Source organism: Marinobacter salicampi (genome assembly GCF_011074795.1).
In the GTDB taxonomy this organism is placed as follows: Bacteria; Pseudomonadota; Gammaproteobacteria; order Pseudomonadales; family Oleiphilaceae; genus Marinobacter; species Marinobacter salicampi.
The window spans coordinates 1-22,063 of the sequence record NZ_JAAMPF010000023.1; the positions used below are offsets into that span (position 1 = coordinate 1).

The 22,063-nt window shown below is 53.7% G+C and carries 17 protein-coding genes and 1 pseudogene; 6 read left to right on the forward strand and 12 right to left on the reverse strand.

The window, feature by feature from the left end:
* The coding region (locus G7W63_RS13750; RefSeq protein ID WP_479724286.1) for an ATP-grasp domain-containing protein at positions 1 to 673 on the forward strand (673 nt) is incomplete at its 5' end.
* Positions 674 to 1,418: 745 nt separating this feature from the next.
* Here G7W63_RS13750 and G7W63_RS13755 read toward each other — a convergent pair.
* Positions 1,419 to 2,885: pseudogene (locus G7W63_RS13755) on the reverse strand (TrkH family potassium uptake protein).
* An 857-nt stretch (positions 2,886 to 3,742) separates the two neighbouring features.
* On the opposite strand from G7W63_RS13755, the gene G7W63_RS13760 reads away from it, so the two are divergent.
* The 3 genes from G7W63_RS13760 to G7W63_RS13770 are packed head-to-tail and all read left to right on the forward strand — an operon-like array spanning position 3,743 to position 7,091.
* Complete coding sequence (locus G7W63_RS13760) at positions 3,743 to 5,512, forward strand: DUF4118 domain-containing protein (RefSeq protein WP_166259182.1); 1,770 nt, start codon at positions 3,743 to 3,745, stop codon at positions 5,510 to 5,512.
* Positions 5,513 to 5,523: 11 nt separating this feature from the next.
* Positions 5,524 to 6,363 carry a sensor histidine kinase gene (locus G7W63_RS13765; RefSeq protein ID WP_166259185.1) on the forward strand — a complete coding sequence of 280 codons (840 nt, stop codon included), beginning with the start codon at positions 5,524 to 5,526 and terminating at the stop codon, positions 6,361 to 6,363.
* Positions 6,360 to 7,091, forward strand: a complete 732-nt coding sequence (locus G7W63_RS13770; RefSeq protein ID WP_166259188.1) for a response regulator — start codon at positions 6,360 to 6,362, stop codon at positions 7,089 to 7,091. The genes G7W63_RS13765 and G7W63_RS13770 overlap by 4 nt, the downstream gene beginning before the upstream one ends.
* Before the next feature lie 144 nt (positions 7,092 to 7,235).
* On the opposite strand, the gene G7W63_RS13775 is transcribed toward G7W63_RS13770, so the two are convergent.
* A complete protein-coding gene (locus G7W63_RS13775) occupies positions 7,236 to 7,646 on the reverse strand; it encodes an ACT domain-containing protein (protein WP_166259191.1) in 411 nt (136 codons plus the stop codon).
* Between the two features lie 263 nt (positions 7,647 to 7,909).
* On the opposite strand from G7W63_RS13775, the gene G7W63_RS13780 reads away from it, so the two are divergent.
* Complete coding sequence (locus G7W63_RS13780; protein WP_207308957.1) at positions 7,910 to 8,356, forward strand: phosphate-starvation-inducible protein PsiE; 447 nt, start codon at positions 7,910 to 7,912, stop codon at positions 8,354 to 8,356.
* Between the two features lie 171 nt (positions 8,357 to 8,527).
* Here G7W63_RS13780 and G7W63_RS13785 read toward each other — a convergent pair whose 3' ends face one another.
* The 10 genes from G7W63_RS13785 to G7W63_RS13830 form a co-directional block, all read right to left on the reverse strand.
* Positions 8,528 to 10,498 (reverse strand): hypothetical protein, encoded by a 1,971-nt coding sequence (locus tag G7W63_RS13785; protein ID WP_166259194.1) that lies wholly within the window; start codon positions 10,496 to 10,498, stop codon positions 8,528 to 8,530.
* A gap of 570 nt (positions 10,499 to 11,068) precedes the next feature.
* Positions 11,069 to 11,470 carry an EF-hand domain-containing protein gene (locus G7W63_RS13790; protein ID WP_166259197.1) on the reverse strand — a complete coding sequence of 134 codons (402 nt, stop codon included), beginning with the start codon at positions 11,468 to 11,470 and terminating at the stop codon, positions 11,069 to 11,071.
* 324 nt (positions 11,471 to 11,794) lie between these two features.
* The gene (locus tag G7W63_RS13795) at positions 11,795 to 13,216 is read right to left on the reverse strand and encodes a TolC family protein (protein WP_166259200.1); all 1,422 of its coding nucleotides are present in this window, start codon (positions 13,214 to 13,216) and stop codon (positions 11,795 to 11,797) included.
* Between the two features lie 334 nt (positions 13,217 to 13,550).
* Entirely contained in the window at positions 13,551 to 15,014 is a 1,464-nt protein-coding gene (locus G7W63_RS13800) for a malate:quinone oxidoreductase (RefSeq protein ID WP_166259203.1), read from the reverse strand.
* 188 nt (positions 15,015 to 15,202) lie between these two features.
* Positions 15,203 to 17,368 (reverse strand): EAL domain-containing protein, encoded by a 2,166-nt coding sequence (locus G7W63_RS13805; protein WP_207308958.1) that lies wholly within the window; start codon positions 17,366 to 17,368, stop codon positions 15,203 to 15,205.
* A 14-nt stretch (positions 17,369 to 17,382) separates the two neighbouring features.
* Positions 17,383 to 17,931 (reverse strand): methanogen output domain 1-containing protein, encoded by a 549-nt coding sequence (locus G7W63_RS13810; protein WP_166259206.1) that lies wholly within the window; start codon positions 17,929 to 17,931, stop codon positions 17,383 to 17,385.
* 200 nt (positions 17,932 to 18,131) lie between these two features.
* Positions 18,132 to 19,487: an APC family permease gene (locus tag G7W63_RS13815; protein WP_166259209.1), complete on the reverse strand. Its 1,356-nt coding sequence runs from the start codon at positions 19,485 to 19,487 to the stop codon at positions 18,132 to 18,134.
* A gap of 91 nt (positions 19,488 to 19,578) precedes the next feature.
* A complete protein-coding gene (locus tag G7W63_RS13820; protein ID WP_242634427.1) occupies positions 19,579 to 19,785 on the reverse strand; it encodes a hypothetical protein in 207 nt (68 codons plus the stop codon).
* 59 nt (positions 19,786 to 19,844) lie between these two features.
* Entirely contained in the window at positions 19,845 to 20,354 is a 510-nt protein-coding gene (locus tag G7W63_RS13825; RefSeq protein ID WP_166259212.1) for a hypothetical protein, read from the reverse strand.
* A gap of 131 nt (positions 20,355 to 20,485) precedes the next feature.
* Positions 20,486 to 20,914: a protein tyrosine phosphatase family protein gene (locus tag G7W63_RS13830; RefSeq protein ID WP_166259215.1), complete on the reverse strand. Its 429-nt coding sequence runs from the start codon at positions 20,912 to 20,914 to the stop codon at positions 20,486 to 20,488.
* A 238-nt stretch (positions 20,915 to 21,152) separates the two neighbouring features.
* Here G7W63_RS13830 and G7W63_RS13835 point away from each other — a divergent pair, with 238 nt between their 5' ends.
* On the forward strand, positions 21,153 to 22,052 hold the full coding sequence (locus G7W63_RS13835) for a peptidoglycan-binding domain-containing protein (protein ID WP_166259218.1): 900 nt from the start codon (positions 21,153 to 21,155) through the stop codon (positions 22,050 to 22,052).
* Positions 22,053 to 22,063: the final 11 nt, after the last annotated feature.

Consider the following 22,063-nt stretch of genomic DNA (forward strand, 5'->3'; position numbering starts at 1 on the left):
GAACGAGGAATATCCACTGCTGATGGAAAGCCACCTGAGTGGCTGGGAATTCGCGGTTGAAGCATGGATTCACGACGGCAAGATCCAGTTCCTGAATATCTCAGAGTACGTCACCCTGGGGTATTCGGTATTCGTGCCTGCGACCAAGGAACTTGAGAGCTGGCGCAACGCGATTACCAAGCAGATCGAACTGCTGATCAAAACCTTCGATATCAAGTTCGGCCTGATTCATCCTGAGTACTTTGTAACCGCAGATGGCGAGATGTACTTTGGTGAGGTTGCCTATCGCCCGCCGGGTTTCAAGGCTTTTGAGCTGATCGAAAAGGCCTACGGTTTCAGCGCCTACCAGGCTTCCATGCTGGTTTTCGACCCGAAGAGCACGAAAGAGGAAGTCGCTGCGTTCTTCCCCAAGGAAGTCGAGGGAGCGAAAGGGTATGCGGGCTGCTTCGGTGTCTATCCCCGCCGTCGCGTGGTAAGCAAGCTGGAAATGCCGAAAGAGTGCGTAGACCATCCTTACTTTGATTCCCACGAGCTAGTGGCGCCCTCTGAAGAGACAGTTCCAGACCGGAACGCCTTCGGCACGCACTGGGGTCTGGTGTTCTTCTTCGGTGATGACCCCATAACGATGAGGGATCTGCTGAAATCCCAGGAAGACCTGGACTTCTACGTGTAGTTAAAAGCTGGCCGGTGATTCCGAAGCGGCGCATGCCGTTATCGGTCGCTGGTCAGACTGCCTCAACGGCCGGAGGCTTTGCTGACAGCAGCAAGGTCCTCGGGCAAATCCAGCGCCAGTCTGGACCGATTCAGTGCTAATCGGCTGTGTTCAGAGGCAGCGTCTTTTACATCCTGATTATCCAGAGACCCCAGAGAAACAAACGCTTTCTGTAATCGAACTGCCACCTCCACTTGACCGGCGCCGTCACGGGCGGCTCTGAAGTTGATGTGAATGGCGGGTCACTGATCCACTGATGCCCTCCTTCCCTGCCGAGGCATCGTCTCAACACCCTTCAAATGATGGTTAGGTGTTCCTCCATTTTGGCCGGAGTTCTGCTCCGGCCTTTTTTATGTCTGAAGTTCCTACACTCTCCCCCAACTGCTTCCATTGAATCAGCTTGTACCTCCTCCCAAGGAGAATCTCCTGACGAGCTTTACGCTTCCAGCGCTTGTGATGCGGACGACGAATTTAGTACTTTGTGTGGACAATCGAAACAGCTTACTCTTCTAGAATCCACTTTAACTTTGTTTAGGACTTTGTGTGGAAACATGCCGCTAAATATCTGATCTTCTGTTATGCCGGTTTATCACTTTCTATGGTCGTCCAATGGACGACCTCAGACAGTGCTACCCGGCCACCACTAAACTTTGTACTCGAATTCAGCACCGTTCTTTTCTTCCTCAATGCCGGTCGGCTGCCATGGTCAGCTGCGCCAGAAATGCGGAGAGAACATTATAAATACACTCAGGAGCTCAAGTCGGCCCAGCAGCATTGCGGCCATCAATACCCACTTGGCAGCATCAGGCAGAGGCTGGAAATTGCCTGCCGGGCCGATTATGTTTCCTAGCCCGGGACCAACGTTTGCCAAAGCTGTGGCTGCTCCGGTCAGGCTTGTAATCGGATCGAGCCCAAGAAAAGCAAGAAGCGCTGCCACAGCTACCAGTGTGGCCAGGAAAATAAAAGAGAAAGCCACGCTGGAGGCGACAATCTCATCGCTAATGATTCTCCCATTGTAACGGCGCGCGATTACCGCGTTGGGATGAAGCAGCCTGAGAACCTGCTCTCGCAAAAGCAACATCGACAACTGAAAGCGGAAAATTTTCATACCGCCGCTTGTTGAGCCTGAACACCCTCCTACAAACGTCAGGAAAAAGAACGCCACCACAACGAAAGGCCCCCATAGAGCGTAGTCCTGGGATGCGTAACCGGTAGTCGTGACTACTGACGTCACGTTGAATAGCGCATGCACGAAAGCATCCAAGGGAGCAACGTCTTCATTTAATAGGCGGTAAAGCGCGATCAAAATTGCTGAACCAAGTAAGACTTTGAGAAAGAAATGGACTTGCTGATCGCGAAATAAGGGTTCAATCTGACCATTCAAGAACCGTACAAACAGGAAAAACGGGACGCCTCCCAGCATCATGAAGACAGTGGAAGCAAATAAGATAGAAAGCTGATCGAACTGCCCCATCGAGCTATCGGAGGTCGAATAGCCACCCGTCGATACGGTAGTCAACGCATGATTTAGCGCGTTGAACAGGTCCATTCCTAATAGCCAATACACACCAATGCAGCTGGTTGTCAGAATCAAATAGCTTAGCACGAGACCGCGGGCTAGCCGGCTGGTTCGTGGTACTGCTTTTTCCGTCCATTCAGAGGATTCCGTCGCAAATAGCCTCATACCACCGATCCTCAGAAACGGAAGAATCGCCACAGCCATACCGATAATTCCGATCCCCCCATCCATTGCATGATTGAACGCCAGAGCAGAATATCGCCAGGTAGATTGTCCAGGCCGCTCATGACGGTAGACCCCGTGGTCGTCACACCAGAGATGCTTTCAAAGAAGGCGTCTGTGACGCTGAGTTCCAAGTCACTCAAGAGCAATGGCAAACTCGAAAATAGCGGTATGACAACCCATGCCCCAACGGTAAGCAGAAACATCTGGCGCTGTCTTAGTGCATGTCGTTTTCTACCGGCGCTTAGGAAACACACCAGGCCGATCCCAAAACAGATACTTGCCGACTTAACAAACGCCAGCCAATCGGGGGTGTTGCCAAACGCCAACAAGTTTACTGGTAGCGTCATTAGAAAACTGAGCAAGATCAGAGAGCAAGATCAGAAGAAAACCCAGAATCTGAATGACAGGTAGTATGCTAATAAGCGGCATAATCAGGAATGTCCAAAGCCCTCGTGAACAGTCTTAGCCAGCGCAACCCCAATGGCTGTGCCTGTGAACTGCGCCTATGTAACAAATCCGGCGTAAATTAAGTTCTTGTGTGTGTTTCAACATAAGCCCCATTGCCGCAAACGTAGCTAATCCTGCGATGCAAAACGTCTCCCCTACCCCTGTACCCAGGCGAAGAACGCGACCGGTGCCAAGTACGGAAATTTTGATACCACTGGCTGCATCGCCTGGCGGTTTACAAGTGCCAAGAAACTAAGGCCTGCAAGAGAAATTGCGATATGGGTAGCTAGGCCGGGTTTCAGTGGAGATGTCGCCATGCCCTCCAGAGCCCCGCTTCAAAGCTGAATTAACTGGCAACGGTGCTAAGCAAACCATATCCCAAGCGGTTTTAGGACGGTCTGGCCTCAATTTTTACGGTCTTTTTACGGCTAGTGGTGAGCGCCTCATCGGGCATTACGCTTCTGTAACCGCCCTTTTTATTACTGGTGGGCTGGGGCACCTCGTCATTAGGGAGTTGATGGGAAAACGCAGGTGGTCAAGGCTGTCGGTCTACGTAAAAGTTATTATTCTGACTGCCGCCCTCCTAAACTTGGCCGCCACGATTGCTATTCTGATGCTGTAGTTCGGTAACCCTGCTACGCTCGGAGCTTTCGACAGCTTCGTTGATAAGGTCCTGGCGGCCGGCAAGTGAAATCAAAGTATCGACTTTTGCCATTCTTCTAGCTACTACTCGGTCGTTCCTTCGCGGCAACCTGAATGTGAGCTTTTTTCGCCGGGCCCTGAGTAATGAGAGAGTGCGCTACGCAAAAACCGAGTTTCCAATAGGCTAGGAACTTTGTATGGAAGCTCGTAAAGCTTCAATAGGCGGTCAACTTAGGATTTATCTGGGTGCAGCACCCGGGGTTGGTAAAACCCTTCAGATGCTCCGGGCAGCCCACGAGCTACGCAGGCAAGGCGTTGAGATTGTTATCGGTGTGGTCGAGTCTCACGGAGACGCGGAGACAGATGCGCTCCGTGAGGGGTTTGAGCAGCTGCCGTCAAAAGAGTCTGGCTACTCTGGCAAACAAGTCCGTGAGTTTGATCTGGACGCGGCACTCAAGCGCAAGCCTGACGTGCTACTGGTGGATGACCTGGCTCATCTGAATAACCCGGGTACCCGTCATGCTCGCCGCTACCAGGACATCGTGGAACTGCTGGACCAGGGTATTACGGTCTGGACAGCAATAGACATTCAGCACCTCGAAAGTCTTTCGGATGTCGTAGCGAGAACTACCGGTACAAGAATGCGAGACACCGTACCCGATTCAGTACTGGAACGGGCCACTGACGTTGTATTGGTTGATCTCAGCCCTTCGGATCTTCTGGAGCGTCAGAGGCAGGGCAAAGTCCACGTGTCCGAGCACGTGCACGCCTACTCATTCTCGAACTTGTCGGCCTTGCGTGAGTTGGCGGTTCAGGCTCTCGCTGAACGTCTTGATGCCGACGTTCGGAAGAAACTGCAATCGGGTGAAATAGAAAACCCCTGGCACGTTAGCTCACGGATGTTGGTAGCTGTGGACGGCTCAGGACAAGGTGAAACACTTGTTCGCGCCGGGCGCCGAATAGCGGACAGGCGTAAAGCACCCTGGACGGTTGTTACGGTTGACACTGGCCGTGCCGGGAGCGACGAGCGTCAGCAGCAAGCGAAGGTGCTGGACCTGGCTTCCAGGTTGGGAGCAGAAATCAGAACACTTCGTGGTCACGACGTTGTCGCGGAAATTCTTGCTTTCGCAAAGGAGCAAAATGTCACAACCTTGGTTCTCGGTCGCTCTCACAATCGCTGGTACCCTTTTAAGAGGTCCCTAAGTCGACGCCTTATGGCACAGGCCGAAGCTTTTGAGGTTACTTTCGTACCGTTGCCCCTTGAAAAACGCCACCAACTGGTAGCAGCATCCGTTTCACGAACGCAGTGGAGTGACTATCTCTGGGCTGTGGCAAGCGTCGGTGCTGCCACGGTCGTATCCATGGGCCTCCAGGACGTACTCCCCCTGGGTAACCTGTCACTGATCTTTCTGACGTCCGTGCTGTGGGTTGCGGCCCGGACCGGCATACGGCCCGCGCTCTTTACTGCGGCATTGAGTTTTCTGACCTACAACTTTTTCTTTACGGAACCCCGACTAACGCTCCACATGGCGGACACGGACGAACTTTTGACCGTTGTGTTCTTCCTAATCATTGCGGTGAGCGGGGGTCGTCTCGCGGGTAGGTTAAGGGATCAGGTACAAATGCTGCGCGCCTCGAATGATCTTGCCGATGCGCATCTTCAGTTCACCCGCCGTCTCGCCTCGGCTCCCGATATAACTTCGGTGCAATCTGAAGCTGTTGATGCACTTTATTCCCAGGTGAAGGTACCGATCGTAATTCTTCAGCGCGCTGAGGATAGCGGCAATTTTGAAGTCATCACTCAAGGTGGGGCACCTCACGCCTTCAACGAAGCTGCCTACTCTGCTGTGGCATGGGCCATGCGAAATGGAAAGCTAGCGGGACGTTTTCCGATACTTTCAACAGCCTGCCGTGGCGCTTCGAGCCCATCGAGGCAGATGGCGACGTCTACGCTGTGCTTGGGTTGAAGGTTGGAGGTATGACGGCTGACTATTACCGTGGGCTTTCCATGGGCGTCTACGTGCACCAGTTGGGCCTGGCATGGTTTCGAACCAAGCTTGCCTCTAACCTGTCCGCCTCACGGGTTGCGGAAGAGACAGAGCGCCTGCGCTCTGCCTTGCTTTCGTCCATATCGCATGATCTCCGCACTCCTCTGGCATCAATGATTGGCTCCGCAAGTACGTTGAGATCAATGTCTAGCCGCCTGTCTGTTGAAGACCGGGAAAGCCTCCTTGACTCCGTACTTGGAGAGGGTGAACGGCTCGACCGTTATATTCGAAATCTGCTGGATATGACTAAGCTCGGGCATGGCACGCTAAAGATCGAGAGAGACTGGATAGCCTTGACTGATATCCTGTCCTCAGCCCTGAGACGTTCCAGAAACATGATGGCCGAAGTTCAGGTAGAGACAGACGTGGATGACGAACTGCCGCTTCTTTTTGTGCACCCGGCATTGATCGAACAGGCACTGGTCAATGTGATGGAAAACGCAGCGAAGTTCGCACCTGCAGGGTCAACCCTGAGAATTATTGCCCGACGAGTCGGAGACGAAGCGGTTATCTCCGTCTCCGATGAAGGTCCCGGAATACCTGAAGATCAGAGGATTAAAGTATTTGAAATGTTCTTTACTGGCGGACAGGGCGACCGCGGCCCCCGTGGCAGTGGACTTGGGCTTGCCATTTGTAATGGCATGGTTGGCGCGCACGGCGGGCGTATACGCGCCCTGCCCGGCCCGAATGATCGAGGGGCAACCATTGAAATAGTTCTCCCTCTCAAAGAACCGCCGGAACACGAGCCCAACAAAGATGCTTTCGTATGACCTTGTCAGTGCCAGACCCAGGAAAACCCCGCATTTTGATTATCGACGATGAGCCGCAAATTCGGCATTTTCTTCGCATCAGTCTCAAAACCGAAGGCTATGAAGTATTGGAAGCCGAAAGGGGCGAAACCGGGCTCAGCCTCTTTGCGAAACATTCTCCGGAACTCGTGATCCTTGATTTAGGGCTGCCTGATATGGATGGTTCTGAGGTGCTCGCGGCTCTTCGGGAGTCGACCTCTGTCCCTGTTATCGTTTTGTCAGTAAGAGACAAGGAGCTTGAGAAGGTCAAAGCGCTGGATCTTGGCGCTAATGACTATGTGACGAAACCGTTCGGAGTGGATGAATTGTTGGCAAGAGTCCGGACTCAGTTGCGCAACCAGGAGCGTAAAAGTGGACGCCAGACTGAGGTGCCTCTGGTTTTTGATGACGGTATGTTGCGCATCGATCTTGCTATGCGAAAAATCAGCGTGAACGCAGAGCCCGTAAGATTAACACCGAAAGAATTTGCTGTGCTGAAAGCACTGATGTTGGCTTCCGGGAAAATCGTCACACAAACACAACTGTTGAAGGACATCTGGGGCCCGACCCACACCAAAGATACCCATTACCTCCGGGTTCTTCTCGGGAGGCTCAGACTAAAGCTTGGCGATGATCCTACAGAGCAGCGATACATTCAGACGGAACCTGGAGTTGGCTACCGTTTTGTGGATACTTTCGTTCCCTCCTGATTAACGTTGTCGCCATCTTTCTCCGCGTCTGCTACATATTGCTTGGTGTGATGTAGCCCTTGGAGTGTCCTTTTCAGCTACCTGTTAAGGTGATCTCACTAAATGTAGTGCTCACCGCTACAGCGGTCTCTGTCGTCATCCACTTTAACCGCTGGGCTCGTTGGCCAGCTCCTTCAGTGCCTCCATAGCCTCGTCGATCCGATCGCTGGGTACGAACATGTGGTCGTGATAGAACCCGGCGATGACGTTGGTGGTAATGCCTCGCTCGGCAAGCTGGCTCGTTACCACGGATGTTAGCCCCAGAGCTTCAAGGCTGGAGTGACCCTCGAGTGTGATGCGGCGGAAGACTCGGTAATAGTCCAGGCCCTCGGCTTTGGCCTGCTCCTGAGGAATCACCAAGGTAAGTCCCTCCAGTTCAGCAATGCTGACTATGGGTTTCAGCTTTTCCAGCTCGCCATACTTTGCCCGAGCCACTGTGCAGTAGACATAGGTCGTCGAGTCCAGTTTTGGCGAAAGCTGCCTGATCAAATCCTGAAGAAGCCGTGTTCGTTTCATCTCTGACTATCCTTTAGCCGAATGTCGTGGGTATAGCGAAATTTAGCACTTTCTGAGGCCGTCCGGATCAAAATATCATTTCCCAGCGCACGGTTGGAGAAATATGCCCTCGTTCGAATGCGGCAATAATAATCCCACCTTCACTTCTCGCTCTGCTAGTCTGTCGATTCTTTTGATGCGATCGGAGCTCTGGATTCTGTAAGAGATGGGAGTGTCCTAGGAGATCTGCATTATGAGCTGCGAAAAACAACAAAGGTTCAGTAATGAGCGATTCAAAATTGAGCAGTACGCGTCAAACTGACGACCGGGATGAAAAAAAGCCCGACCTTCCAGAGCTCAGCAACATGGAACAGCTTTTCGTTGTTCGCGGCTTTAACGCGATCCAGAAGCTGTTGCTGGTTCTAACGGGGCTGCTGACCTTGGGCGCTGCAGGGATGGAGATCCAGGGCATTTACGAGAATGGCATTGTAACCCTCGCTGATATTCTGATGATGTTTCTCTACACGGAAGTGGTTGCAATGGTGGTGGTATCGTACACCGGGCGGGGCTCACCATTTATTTATCCGATATTCATTGCGATTACGGCTATAGCCCGATTAATAGTGCTTCAGGGCAAAGACATGGACCCACAAAATATCCTGTTCGAAGCCGGTGCAATCGTGCTGCTGGCTTTTGCGGCGATCATTATTATGCGTTTGCCACGGCGTTAAGACAGCCTGAGTCGGATACATAGCCATTGGACGCTTGGCGGGCGCCCCAAAAAGCTACTTTGCATTAGCCAGTCCTGAGCGCCAGGATTTACGACGCTCGCCAGGTGTTTGTGCCTGCCCAGACGAAGACTAGCGATGTTCGAAGCCGCCGGCCGGCGCTTTCAGCCCAGGTTACTCATAACTTGCAGCCCAACTGGTACGGCCAAGCTCTATGGCCCGGGTAATGTCTGTGTCGGGAACCGCCGACCCGTCTCCCAGCTCCCTCGGGTCGTAGTGGAACACACACAGACGCGAGGCAAACTCAGCGAACGGCAGTGAGGCTTCGCCAGAGCGCTCGCCGTTGCTTTCGGTTGCGCAGTTAATGCCCTGCCCCCAATCCTGGCCGCTGTCATTGTTGGGGTTGAAAAAGTAGAGGCGCATATCGCCAGCGCGATCAAGGTTGACCCGGATAATGGTGATGGCATGGCGTCCAACCAGGCGCCCTCCACTGTCGGTGACCGCGATTCCGGCTGGTTGCGGATGGATAATGGGGATGTTGCCATTGTAATAAGGGTGATAGCTGGCGTAGAAATCACGGATAAAATCCTCATACTCATGGATCTTGCCCGTCTCCCGGCTAATGAGGCTGAGAAAGCCATGCCCTACCCACGAGCCGTACATTTCCGGGTTGATCCAGCGGTGAAGGTCCTCATCGCGCACCCCACACAAACGTCCCATCTCACCATAAATGCGATCAAGATGTGGTATCAGAACCAGGGAAACCGGATCGACATCGGTCGGGGGTAATTTCGCAAGCCCGGCCGGCAGATGCTGGGAGTTAATATCCTGGCCTTCGAAGCGCATGACGACGTCGTCGTCACGGGCCGCCCAGGCCACCAGTTGCAACAGGTAGTAAGCGTCGTTGAAGGCCCACATGGAAAGACCAATAACCGACTGACACGTTGGGTTGTTGCCCTGGCCAATGCCGAACGGCTGTCCAAGAAGGTTCAGTACACCTGCCAGTAAATATACCCGCGGAGGGTGCTCATCGCCAAAAACTGCGCTGAGTCTGTCGGATGCGGTTTGGCACAATTTCAGTTCAATTTGCCGCCACAAGCTGGCAGCAACCGCAGGGATGAAGAGAGTTCCCCTCTCAAGAAACATGGCCAGGCCATAAACAGCCTGGCTGGTTTGCGGATGAACCACGTCATCGATCAGTTGGAGTACAATCTGCTGATAGCTTTGGAGCACATCATTGCCGGTGATGCTCAGACCCAACGCCATGGGTATCAGGTCGTCCCGATGCTCCCGAAGGCGTCGTAACAGCATGGGATGATAGGGGGAAACCATGCCGGTCTCCTGCATTGCACTGGCAAAGTCTTTTGCCTCTGCAAATAGAGCGACATCGTCCATGGCGGACAGACGTTCACCGTAGACCGCAAGGCCCGGATCATCGCGACTGCCTGGCGTTGGCCCGAACAATGCGGTTACCAGGCGAGCAGCTTTGTGCATGCCAGAGGTTTCAATTTCAGGGTCATACAGGCATTTCGCTATCTGGCTGACCATCTGTTTAATGCTGTCGGTCTGTATGGGCCGCTGAGCCAGCAATCGCCGAACTTCACCCACCAGGCTGTCGAGCATGCTTTCGTAGCCCAGCCTGCTCAGCAGAAACTGGTACAGCGAATTGACGATCTGCCCGAGCCCTTCGGGTCGCTCCCGATCCGCTTCACTCATCTGACCTGATAGCAGGTCAAGATTGAGCGCCGTTACCTGGGTCAGGAAATGTCTGGCCTGCTCCGATGAGATACCCGGATGCCGATAATCGCCCATGGCCACGGCCAGCAAACGAAGTTCACTCAGCGCTTCAATAGTCGTGTAGGCCGGAGCTCCCTGGCGTAGGGTCCGCACCGCCAGTGCCGGTCGCAAAATGGCTGGGTTGTCCCAGTCACTGTTGGCGAATACGCCCTTTGCTTCCATCGTCGGGACTCGGGCGTACAACGCGTCCAGGCCGCCGGGAGACTTCATGACAGGAAGTGCCGCCTCCAGTACTTTTGTATTGTAGGCAAAAGGATCGCTCTGTAGGGCAAGCCCGAGCTGTTCCAGCGCTTCATCGAAGTTTGCAACACAAGCATTGGTGTCTGGATCAGGACTGGTAGTAATCACAAAATCTTCCTCACTTACTCAAAGTGCCTCAGGCACCTCCAATTGCGGAATTCAGGAAATGAGAGAAACTGCTTACCGATAGGGAGCATAGTTATGTTGAGGGAGGGCTGCTTTCCATTCGCAGGTAGGTCGGCAAGTCATCTCATTGTTCATTGGATTAGCCTATTTCGGAGTTCAGTCCTGGTCTGTGCGGTATCCAACAGACGTCTGCCAACCTGGAAAGTAGCGGACGGGTCACAAGCTCAACTTTGCCCAGCCCAAATCAAGGCAACGCCGATGCGCAAAGAACGCCTGGATAGGAGCGACTGAGATGATCAGGCTGACTTTCTCTGGCGGTCCCGCCTTAGCAGAGCCTCAAATTCGTCCTGACTCAAGGGTCCCGAGTACCTCTACGAGGACGGCATCGTAACCCTGGCTGATATTCTGATGATGTTTCTCTACACGGAAGGGGTTGTAATAGTGGTGCCATACAGCGGGCGAGGCTCACCGTTAATTTTTCCGATATCCTCGCTTTAGGACTATAGCTCGGTTGAGACATTTAGAAGACAGATAGAGTTCTCATCTATTGCTTCAGATATCCCAGAATCCGTCGTCGCCAGCATCTTGCCATTGGGCTCTTTGCCAGTGACCATCTTCGTTCTCATCGTAATGGTCGAAGACTCCATCGTAATACTCGTACTCGTCCAGCTGGTCGTCGTTGTTAACGTCCCACTCTTCGAACGAACCGCTGTTATAGCCTGTTTCGGCAAACTCTTCCGAAGTCAGATAACCATCGCTATTCATATCAAAGTCTGAGAATGTGCCCCACTCTACGATTGTGTCGTGAAACTCGTCCTTTGAGATTCTGCCGTCACCATTGCTGTCCATGGAGTCGAAAGAGACCTCGTTCGCATAGAGCGAATTGGATAACAGAGTTACCGAAAGAGTTACCGCAAGAGTTACCGCGATTATGTGGAATAGTTTGTCGCTCATCATTCCCTCCACGAATTCATGGTAGGTCGATTTGGCCACATCACAGAGCGCCGTAATTAACTCAGAAGTCCACTAACTGCAGTCTGCCCGGTCCCATTCCAGAATTCCCCTGACCCATGGCGAGCCCCGTATGGCGGAACTTCGGGTCCCCGAACTTCTTGCTTTCGATAAGTGTGACAGCGTATCGACGCTAGTGTCACCGAGAAAAAACTAAAATATGGCGGAAAGAAAATCGCAAGGACGCCAGGGGAAGAACGCTCTCCTGGCTGGGCAGATTAGCGGATTATGGCTGGACGCTATCTGGGACAGCAGTACTGCCACCCATCAGGTGTTGCCGTCTTCGGTATGCTCCTGATTGAAGAGGGAGGCGATGCGTAGCAGTTTTTGCAGTTCGTTGTTCGGGTGTGTCCAACCCCCTGCTACGGAGCGGGCGACAGTCACCCGGTCTAGCATCAGAGCCAGGCGGGTGGAGAGGTGCTCTTGCTCCAGCGTCTGAACATCCTGAAGTGCGGTAAAGACTTCGAAAAAGTCGACATCACCCCCAGCATAACGCTGCCTGAGGTGGTGAAAGACCCGACGTGTCGTGTACAGCCTGCCGGACTGGCTGCTGAGCAGCGCCTGATTATGGCGCTCGGCTGCCAGAGCGTCTTCTACTTCCTGAAAGGCCGTCAGCACCATTTGGCGGAAGTCCGCCTGCGCCTGCTCTGTCTCGCCCAGGTTAATGTCCAGGTAACTGTCGAATTTGTCGAACAACGGAGCGGACAGTTGCGAAACGAGTTCGGCGAGCACATCCTGCACCAATTCGGTCGGCGAGAATGCGGCCTTGGTCAACATTGAGTAAAGGTTGATCGGTGGCACCCCGGATGCGATGAGCCCGGCAGTGTCAGTGTCTGTGGAACGGGTTCTTAGGAATGCTGACTGAATGTCCGGTCGGCTATGGAGCCACTGTGACGGCAGTTCATCTTCCAGGAGTGACGGCAGAGGCTGCAGCGTAGACGCCGTGGCAGGCAGCTCGAATTGCGAGACCGGCTGGCCGACCAGGACGGCCAACTGATGGGTGTGCCTTTGCTGAACTGCCTGTGCCTCTATCCGGCGCGATTCCGCCGAAGCGACCCAAAGCCGTTGTCTAAGGACTTCGTCGGTGGTTGCCCGTCCCTCCTCCCTCGCAGACTCCACCAATCCAAGGAGTTCACGACTGGTGGCGGCCTGGCGCTCCAGCAGACCCAGCTCCGCCCTACCCTTACTCAACGAAAAATAGGTATTGGCGACATTGGCGCTCAGGGTGATTGCTGAGGAACTCAGTTCGATCAGATCGTCAAAGAGAGGTGAATTGCTTGCAATCAGAGTTGGCGGCAGCTTCTCCCAAAGGTCAAACTTGTAAGACGTTACGATACGCGCAGAGACAGGTAAAACTCCGTTTCCTTCGTAAGTCCGGAGGGTGATGCCGCCTCTGCCCACCTGGGGAGGAAGTCCAAGCTTGTCCTGCAACGCCAGCATGGCAGACCGCTCGACCTTGACCTTGACCGATTGCAGGGAAAAGTTGTCAGTCAGCGCCCGCTCTACAAGCGCATTCAGAGTTTTGTCGTCGAAGTGTTCCCACCAGACATTGGCCACTGGATTAGCAGTGGCCAGGGATATTTCACTCGGCAAGATACTGGTCTGTTCGCGAACGATTCCCGGCCCGGCACAGCCCGCTGATAGTATGACGGCAAAAAACGGCAACAGGATGCGTTTCAGTATCTGCATAAATGGCAAGCACAGGAAAGGTGAAATTCCGTTAAATGTTGAGGCGAGTATTACGGACAAGTTAATGAACTGCACGCGTCATTTGGTCACGAAATGTTGCCACGCAGGCATCTTCTATTAGCCCGCGTAAAGCGATCTGGCGACCGAATACGTCGGCACCCATGCTGTCACGATGCCATCAAAAGTGAGCGCAAGGGACATACCCGTATTTACCAGTGCCTTTTTCAGGACGCCCACCCTGGGAATATCTAATTTTTGGCTGGCGAACTGGTCAAAACCAGTGCTGAAAAGTCATCTCAGGTCCTGAACCTCAAGGGCCGGAATCAAGACGCTTTTACTGCGCCGTATGTGGATTGATCCCCAATTTTTTGTTAACGGTATCGCGAATTTCGCGGTAACGATCCGGCTGGTTAACCAGTATGTCCAGATCATCTTCCGGGAAAATTTCGGTCTTTTTCTGTATGGCTTCCTCGCTGGAAAAAATAGCGGGTAGCAATTGTTCCAGGCAGCGCAACATAACCTCCGGTGAAACTGACGCCCCGGGTGATGCCCCCAGCAAAGTGCCGTAGGTTTTGTCAGTAGACACGAGTATTTCTGTGCCCATCTGCAGGTCCCCGTCCTTGATGATCTGTACGCGCTGGCCAGCCTCAAGCGGTTTCCAGTCGAACTTTTTGCTCAGGCCCGGGGCAAAACTTTCGAGTTCCTCCAGCATGCTCTTTTCACCTTTGAAGGTTTCCGACACCAGATACTTGACCAGGGGAAAGTGCTCCAGGGCGACATTCAGTAAACCCGGGATATCATGCAGCCGAATAGAACTCAGGTAGTCAAAGAACCCGCGGCCTTTCTCGAGAACCGGTTTAAAGGAGGCGAAAGGGCCAAACAGCAAATAGTGCTTACCGTCCACCACCCGTAGGTCCAGATGCGGCACCGACATGGGAGGGGCGCCAACTTTGGCTTTGCCATAGGTCTTCGCACGGTAATCCTTGGCCTGCTCTGCGCTGATCGGAGCCCGCAAAAAACGACCGCCCACAGGAAAGCCTGCGAACCTTTGCCGGAACGGCAGGTGGCTCTTCTTCAACAGCGGGAATGCCCCTCCACCAGCACCAACGAAGAGCACATCTGCCTTATGCTGAACTGCAGCTCCCCTACTCTGCGCCTCGATAACCCAGCGCCCGGTGGGGCTTCTATGAACACGCCTGACGTGCGTGCCATACTCAATTTTGACGCCCAGCTCCTGGACTGCATGGGCCGCCATCTGTTCTGTTAAAGCGCCAAAGTTGATATCCGTGCCCGTTTCAACAATGGTTGCCGCCATTTTCTCGTGACGCGGACGCTCCTCCATGGTGTAGGGAATCCAGCTTTTTATTTCATCAAAGTCTTCCGAGTAACGCATGTGCTCGAAAAAGTGATGGGACGACATTTCCTTGAATCGCAATCTGAGTTCTTCAATTGCCGATTCGGAAACCAGGGTGCAGTGCTTGGTTTGATTGATAAAGGTCTTGGGGTCTTTAATGGCTCCCTTGCCGATCAGATGAGCCCAGAACTGTTTGGCTACGTTGAACTGGGCATGAATCTTCAGGGCCTTTTCTACGGAAATAACCTCTTCATCCACCGGGGTATAGTTAAGTTCACAATTTGCTTCATGACCCGTGCCGGCGTTCCAGAATGCCGACGAGTTTCCCGCCCCGGCGCTGTCCAGCCTTTCCAGAATGGTGATTTCCAGATCCGGTGCCAACTCTTTTGCCAGGGTGGCAAAAGTGGTTCCCATAATCCCCGCGCCGATAATGATTACGTTCATAAACGTCTGCTCGCCCGTCTGATTTTCGATAGTCGGTTTCAAAGTTTCCTAGCGGGGAAAATAACATGCTTCCGCCGTACCTTGAAAAACTACCGTTTGGATTCCCGGAGAGATTCCGCCCCCCTCCCCTTGCCGGCGCCCTTTAGCCTACGCTTCGGGAGTCTCAGAGAGCCGGAATTAGCAGGGCGTCATCGATCTACGAGTCCTTGCTGATGCTGGCCCGAAGTTTGAGGGTGGCCGCCGTTCTCCCTGTTCAGTTTAGCCAGGTAGGCTTCCAGCGGTTCGGGCTTGGCAATGCCATAACCCTGAACGTAGTCCACCCCAAGTTCGCGTAATTCCTGTAGCACGCTGGTGCTCACAACGAACTCGGCAATCGTCTTCAAGCCCATCACATGGCCAATATTGTTGATCGCTGCCACCATGGCCCGATCAATAGGGTCGTTTGCCAGGTTCTTGATAAACCCGCCGTCGATTTTCAGGTAGTCGACCGGCAGGTTCTTAAGGTAACCAAACGAGGACATGCCGCTGCCGAAATCATCCAGGGAAAACCGGCAACCCAGCGTCTTCAGTGACTGGATAATTTTGCGCGCACTGGCCAGATTGGCTATGGCCTCTGTTTCGGTTATCTCAAAGCAGATGACCTCGGGTGAAACCGCATGGCGTTCAAAGCAGGTGTTTATGAACGTGAGGAAGCCTTCATCTACAAGCGATGCTCCGGACAGATTGATCGTGCAGGTCGCTACGTGTTCGCCTCCGACTCCAGCCAACGTCGTGAAGGCTGTCTCAAGCACCCATTGGTCAATGCTGACCATCAGGTTATAGCGCTCCGCAGCCGGGATAAACGCCATGGGTGAAACCAGTTTCCCATCCTTGTCGCTCAGCCGCAGCAGCAGCTCGAAATGGGCCCCCTCTTCGTCGTGAATTGGTAAGGGTGCAGATGACGTGGGCATAATCGGCTGGCAATGAAGGCGGAAACGGTTTTCATTAAACGCCTCGTGTATGCGGCCTACCCATTGAGTCTGTCGAAACCGGTGAGCGAGGGCCTTATCGTCACTGCTGTAGAGATGAATCCGGTTACGTCCGTTTTCCTTGGCAAGGTAACAGGCGTTATCGGCAGCGCTCAAAAGATCTGCCAGGGACCAGCTTTCGTCGCTGAAATTGACCTGACCGATGCTCAGGCCGACGCGGAAGGGTTTTCCTTCCCAGGTGAAGTTCAGCCTCTCGACTTCATCTTTCAGTGCTTTGGCGATCTCCTTGGCGACAGGCACCGGACAATCCTGTAACAACACCCCGAACTCGTCACCTCCCAGGCGAGCCAGCAGGTCAGAATGCCTCAGGTGTTTCTGGAGAACAGGCCCGAGTGTGCGCAACAAGGCGTCCCCGGCCAGGTGGCCGCAGGTATCGTTAATGATCTTGAACTGGTCCAGATCAAGAAACATCAAACTATGGGCGTTGTCCATGCCCCCGGGCGCATCAAGAAGAATGCGCAGGCGCTGTTCAAAGGCCTGTCGGTTGAGAAGGCCTGTCAGCCCGTCGTGGCTGGCCTGGTAGGAGACCTTGGCGGCCAACTTGCGAGCATGGGTCACATCATGGAACACCATGACGACTCCGATGAGGGAGCCATCACGGTCACGAATAGGGGCCGCGGAGTCTTCTATCGCAAACTCTGTACCGTCCCGGTGCACCAGAATTGTGTGATTCGCCAGCCCAACGGTGTGCCCATCAGCCAGTACGCGCGCCACAGGGTTCTCCGCCGGCTTGCGAGTCTGCTCGTTGAAGATACGGAAGACTTCCAGCAACGGCAGCCCCCGTGCCTCGGCTTCAGACCAGCCAGTGAGGGTTTCGGCAACGGGGTTGAGGTAATTCACGCACCCCTGAATGTCAGTTGTGATAACGGCATCGCCAATAGACTGGAGGGTAACCTGAGCCAGTTCCTTTTCAGCAAACAGCTGCTTTTCCGCATGCTGACGGCGGGTAACCTCACGGTTCAGGGCGTTCACACGCCGGGTGATCTCGATAAAACGCTGGTTGGCAGAGCTCTCGGTATGGCAGCGGACGATGATCTGTGCTGACGCGTTCTCATATCCTGAAATGCGTGCCCCGTAGGCAGCGTATCGCTCGCCATCCGGGCTACTGATCATCGCGAGGCCCCGGATAAAATCCCCACTGCGGACCCAGAGCCTTAACGACGACTCCAGTTTGTCTGAATCGTTGGCCAGGTGATGGAGCCGGCTGCCATTGGCCAAGCCACGGAATGCCTTCCGGGCGGCCTGATTCATATCGATAACCTCGCCCCCGGATGACAACACAAGGAGCGGCTCAGGCAGCAGATTCTCCCATGATCGGTTATCCATCTTCGAGCCTGGCATCAGGTTGCTGACTGGAAGTATTCTTGCCCGGACGCGGCTGCGGATTCTCTATCGGGCTTGAGGTAAACAACGACACGGCATTCCGGGTCGCCCTGCGCAATGGTTTCCTCCAGTGAGACTTTGGCATAGCCAAGACTTTGAGATGCGACAACACCGAATACGTTACTCGTCATCATGCACATGGACGAGCGTCCTACAACTTTCTCGGCGAAAGGGCAGGCCCGGTTGCCAAGCACGATGCGATCGTCATTCTGCTCGATAATATAGAAGTCGCCTTTGATTCTTTCTTTCAGGTCTACGAGCACATCGGCAACCTGGCGCCGAGACAGCCGGGAAACTTCCAGGGCCCTCTTATAATCGAGGTCCATCTGGTTTCCCATATTCTGGCCGACGATGCTGATAAAACCGGAAGCCTCCTTAAGCCCTACCACATCCTCCAGTACACTGGAAAGTTCACTTACCAAACTGCGAAGAAAGAGGTCTCTTTCCCAGGGTATGTCCAGCTGGGACACAGGGATACGTGTTGAGCCGGTATCAGCCGTTGCCATGACAAAATCCTGTTGGATGAACGACGGTCGGAAAAGCCTTGCCCTTGAAGATGAGGAGAGCGCCAGTTGATATTTGGCAAGCACTTTAACCGAAGGCAACTAGCATACAACAAAGCCGGGGGTATTCGAGTGCGATCACCTTACATTCTGGAAATGTGTACCCGGCGGAGAACCGGGCCCGTATCCACTTTCAACAGAAGCTACTGTTCGTGACTATGAGATTCCCTGCGTCCCTTCGCTTTCGATCCTCCGGCTCTGTTCAGAAAAAACTGCTCGACAACCGCAATAGCGACCATGCCGGCTACTGCCACACCGATAACAAAGGGATCAGAATTCAGTTTGACCCAGACAAAGCCGCCGAGCGCGAGCAGGTCAAGCACAATGGCTGTGGCGGGCACCCAGGCGTTTGCTTCCAGCTCCTTGCGCAGATACCGGATGACGCCCCAGTGAATGGCAATATCCATAATCAGGTAGAACACGATGCCTAACGCAGCAATACGGGACAGATCAAAAAACGCTGTCAGGAACAGGCCGAGTACAACAGTGTAGACCAGTGTGTGTTTCTGGATGCTGCCCGGCATACCAAAGTGACTGTGGGGTACAAGCTTCATCTCAGTGAGCATTGCCAACATACGTGATACTGCAAATATACTCGCCAGGATGCCACCGGCAGTTGCCATCATCGCTAACGCAACGGTAAACCACACACCATAATCCCCTAACGCCGGGCGCGCGGCGGCAGCCAGTGAGTAGTCTTGAGTCTCGACGATTTCTGAAAGGGAAAGGTTACTGGAAACCGCAAAACCAACAAGTGTGTAGATAACCACACAGGCGGCTATCGAAATCATAATGGCACGGCCCACGTTGCGACGGGGGTCCTTAACCTCAGAGCCGCTGTTGGTGATCGTCGTGAAACCCTTGAACGCCAGAATGCCGAGCGCGGTTGCGCCAAGGAAATTACCGATGGATCCGGAGTCGTCCCTGCGTGAAAAAAAATCGACAGCCAGGCTATCGGCGACCCAGATTCCCACGAGTCCGAATATCAGTATGCCGCCAATCTTCAGTATGCCAATACCCGAGGCGACACTCTGAATCAGCCTGTTGCTCATTAAATTGACCACAAATGCAGCCAGAATGAGCGCGACCCCTAGAAGCGGCACCATAAGACCGCTCTCGTCTCCGCCGAAAAGCTGCATGGTGTACGAACCGAAGGTGCGAGCAAGAAAGCTCTGGGCGATGACCATGGAGAAATACATCAGCAGCGCGTTGAACGCGGTGGGTAGACGGTCTCCGTAAGCTTTCTGTAGATACATGCCAATACCGCCCGCAGACGGATAGGCATTGGAAATTTTGATATAGGAATAGGCACTGAAACTGACAACCACAGCGGCAGCCAGAAATGCGAGCGGAAAAAGCGCTCCGGTCATCTGCGCCATTTGCCCTGTCAGTGCAAAGATACCTGCGCCAATCATGACGCCAGTTCCCAGCATGACCGTTCCCGGTAGTGTCAGGCTTCCCTGTTGATACTGAGTGGTTCTATCCTGCTCCTGCGTCATTCGACCTCCGGTTGACAGGGACTTTTTTCAAGCCAATCGAAGACCCGGGTGAACACCAGGCTTTGACGAACCTGACTTGACCAGAACATTCTTAACCCTTGTTGTGGTCAACTGAGGGCCAGCGGGCGAACGCCAGAAAGTACAGCAGCCCGAGATTTAACAGGGGGACAAGAATAAGCAGCCCGAGCGCGCCGGGATAGCCCGCCCGTTTGCAAATGCGCCAAACAGGTACAACAACCACGACAGCAATAAAGATCATCCACAACCAGTTCCCTGCCCACATCGGGTCATGCATCATGCTGTTCTCCTTTTACTTCGGCGCCCGCACCTGTTGTGTGTGAGCGCCGAGGCTCGTTTCTAGTTAGGTCCCTGTTCTTTTCTCATCTCTTTCATCATTTTTTGCATCTGTTCCATCTGCTCTTCCATCATTCGCATTTGGTCACCCATGCCGGGGCTTTGTCCCTTACCAGCCTGATTTCCATTGCCCTGCCTCATCATGCCCTGCTGGCCGCCCATCATGTCAGCCATACTGCCCATATGCTGCTGCATTTGTTGCATTTGTCGCTGCATCATCTGCTGGCGCTTTTCAGGGGACGTTTCATTTTGCATCTGCTGCATCATGGTTCTCATCTCGTCCATGCGACGATTCATATCGCCGGAACGCTCCTGATGCATCATTCCCTGACCCTGACTCTGACCCATTCCCTGGCCCATTCCCTGGCCCATTCCCTGACCCATTCCCTGACCCATTCCCTGACCCTGGCCCATGCCGTCTCTGTCAGGTTTGCCTTGGTTGTGTTCGTTGGCAGCCAAAGCTGGACTGGCAACAATTAAGGCGACTAATAGAGCTTTCAAAAATTGACTCATGATCGACCTCCTGATTGATATTTTAGGTTCCACAATCATTTGAACATCGGAAACTGAATCCAAACTGATATTTTTCACCAACCATGCACACCGTTGATGCAAGTCAATTAAGTTCAGCCTGGAAACGCTGATTAGCGTTTTCTGGCATGGTGTTCGAGCTCTTCTTTTAAGGGTTCCAGCCCAAAACCGGCAGCATGGGCTGCTTCCATTAACTCCGGAATCGGGCAGCGCGGGGCTTCTGATAACGCCCAGAGATGGGCTACCCGCTTACCAGTTCGGCAGAATCCTACCGCTGGTGTCGGAACTGATTTAAGAACCTGGGTGAAATTCTCTACGTCCTGATCGGAATATTCTCCGGGTTTGACCGGTATCTCGCGCCAAACCATTTCCAAAGCTTCTGCCCGTTCCTGTAATGCCTGCATGTCGGGCTGGTCTTCGGTTTCTCCCCGTGGTCGGTTGGATATGATGGTCCGAAAACCCTTGTCCGCTAGTTGGTCGATCTCTTCCAGGCTTGGCTGCGCGGTAACGCTGAGTCTTTCATCGAGCTTTCTGATGTCCATGAGAATCTCCTTTGATCAGACCGGTTCAGTCCCTTTCTTAAGCAAATTTGACGTTCAAGGAGTGCTGCACCTCCTTCCTACAACGCTATCGTAACAAAGTGTTAACTGCATCATGGGGGCTGAGTCAAATAGCTGATACTTTCAATACTCAACAATAATAATCCAACGCATGTCAGGGAAAGGTTGGGAGTGATCCACCATGAGCCATCTTTGCAATTCAAAGAAGCACGGAGCCTGCATGGCATTGATAGCCCTGCCCTTCTGCACGATGGCTCAGGTCAGCCCGGTTGAAGCCATTTATGCCGCAGAAAATGCTTTGTATGGCGCAGGCTATGACATTGGAGTGGCTGACGGCTGGATCGACGATCCCCTTCATAACGCCATCGCGAACTACCAGTCGGACCGGCGCGGGCTGAAATCCACTGGCCAGCTGGATGCTGCCACGCTTTCAGCCCTAGGGGTGGGCCTCAAGCCTGACAATGTGATAAGCGGAAACGAGGCTCCCAATCGGAACGCGGCCCTTGCGGCGCTTGGGTTGGAAGAAAGCGCTATGCCGACGCCGACAGAGGCTGCCGATGCTGCACCTGAACCTGTTAAAGCTGAACCGGTATCCGAGCCTGAGCCTGATCCCGTGCCTTCTGCGGTAATAGCAGAAGAGCCTGCGGAAGTCAGGGAGGTCCCGGCAGTGGCTGAGACCATGCACATTGAGCGGGAAGCCCAGCCAGTAAACCCGAAAAAGCCGGAACCCGAATCGGAGGCATCCTCCTCCGACCCCCGCGCCGCTTTATCTCAATCTCCCCTGGTAGCTGTCGCGGACCCGACTGAACCTGTTGAACCCCGGTCTGAACCAGCCTCTACTGAATCGGAAACGGTGGCAGACACGGAAACACGGGAGCCGACGACAGACGCGACGGTTGAAAAGCCCCCCGGGACTCCGGTCGAAACTCAGCCAGAGTCCGAAGTGATCGTGGACGGATCAGCGGACAATGATTTTGTGATACCTGAAGAACCTACCGCTGCTGGGAAACCCTCTCCAGACACCACTGAAACCGCGGGCGCGGTTCAGACTAGTCATTCAGTCAGCAGTCGTGGCTTTTTCGGCAGCCTCTTCGATTTTCTCTTCGGCTGGTTGATCTAGACGGGGCCCTG

What these genes read in the sequence shown, in the direction of transcription:
- G7W63_RS13760 (WP_166259182.1), top strand. Translation starts at nt 3,743, where the DNA reads ATGGAAGCTCGTAAAGCTTCAATAGGCGGTCAACTTAGGATTTATCTG.
- G7W63_RS13765 (WP_166259185.1), top strand. Translation starts at nt 5,524, where the DNA reads ATGACGGCTGACTATTACCGTGGGCTTTCCATGGGCGTCTACGTGCAC.
- G7W63_RS13770 (WP_166259188.1), top strand. Translation starts at nt 6,360, where the DNA reads ATGACCTTGTCAGTGCCAGACCCAGGAAAACCCCGCATTTTGATTATC.
- G7W63_RS13775 (WP_166259191.1), bottom strand. Translation starts at nt 7,646, where the DNA reads ATGAAACGAACACGGCTTCTTCAGGATTTGATCAGGCAGCTTTCGCCA.
- G7W63_RS13780 (WP_207308957.1), top strand. Translation starts at nt 7,910, where the DNA reads ATGAGCGATTCAAAATTGAGCAGTACGCGTCAAACTGACGACCGGGAT.
- G7W63_RS13790 (WP_166259197.1), bottom strand. Translation starts at nt 11,470, where the DNA reads ATGAGCGACAAACTATTCCACATAATCGCGGTAACTCTTGCGGTAACT.
- G7W63_RS13795 (WP_166259200.1), bottom strand. Translation starts at nt 13,216, where the DNA reads ATGCAGATACTGAAACGCATCCTGTTGCCGTTTTTTGCCGTCATACTA.
- G7W63_RS13800 (WP_166259203.1), bottom strand. Translation starts at nt 15,014, where the DNA reads ATGAACGTAATCATTATCGGCGCGGGGATTATGGGAACCACTTTTGCC.
- G7W63_RS13805 (WP_207308958.1), bottom strand. Translation starts at nt 17,368, where the DNA reads ATGGATAACCGATCATGGGAGAATCTGCTGCCTGAGCCGCTCCTTGTG.
- G7W63_RS13810 (WP_166259206.1), bottom strand. Translation starts at nt 17,931, where the DNA reads ATGGCAACGGCTGATACCGGCTCAACACGTATCCCTGTGTCCCAGCTG.
- G7W63_RS13815 (WP_166259209.1), bottom strand. Translation starts at nt 19,487, where the DNA reads ATGACGCAGGAGCAGGATAGAACCACTCAGTATCAACAGGGAAGCCTG.
- G7W63_RS13820 (WP_242634427.1), bottom strand. Translation starts at nt 19,785, where the DNA reads ATGATGCATGACCCGATGTGGGCAGGGAACTGGTTGTGGATGATCTTT.
- G7W63_RS13825 (WP_166259212.1), bottom strand. Translation starts at nt 20,354, where the DNA reads ATGAGTCAATTTTTGAAAGCTCTATTAGTCGCCTTAATTGTTGCCAGT.
- G7W63_RS13830 (WP_166259215.1), bottom strand. Translation starts at nt 20,914, where the DNA reads ATGGACATCAGAAAGCTCGATGAAAGACTCAGCGTTACCGCGCAGCCA.
- G7W63_RS13835 (WP_166259218.1), top strand. Translation starts at nt 21,153, where the DNA reads ATGGCATTGATAGCCCTGCCCTTCTGCACGATGGCTCAGGTCAGCCCG.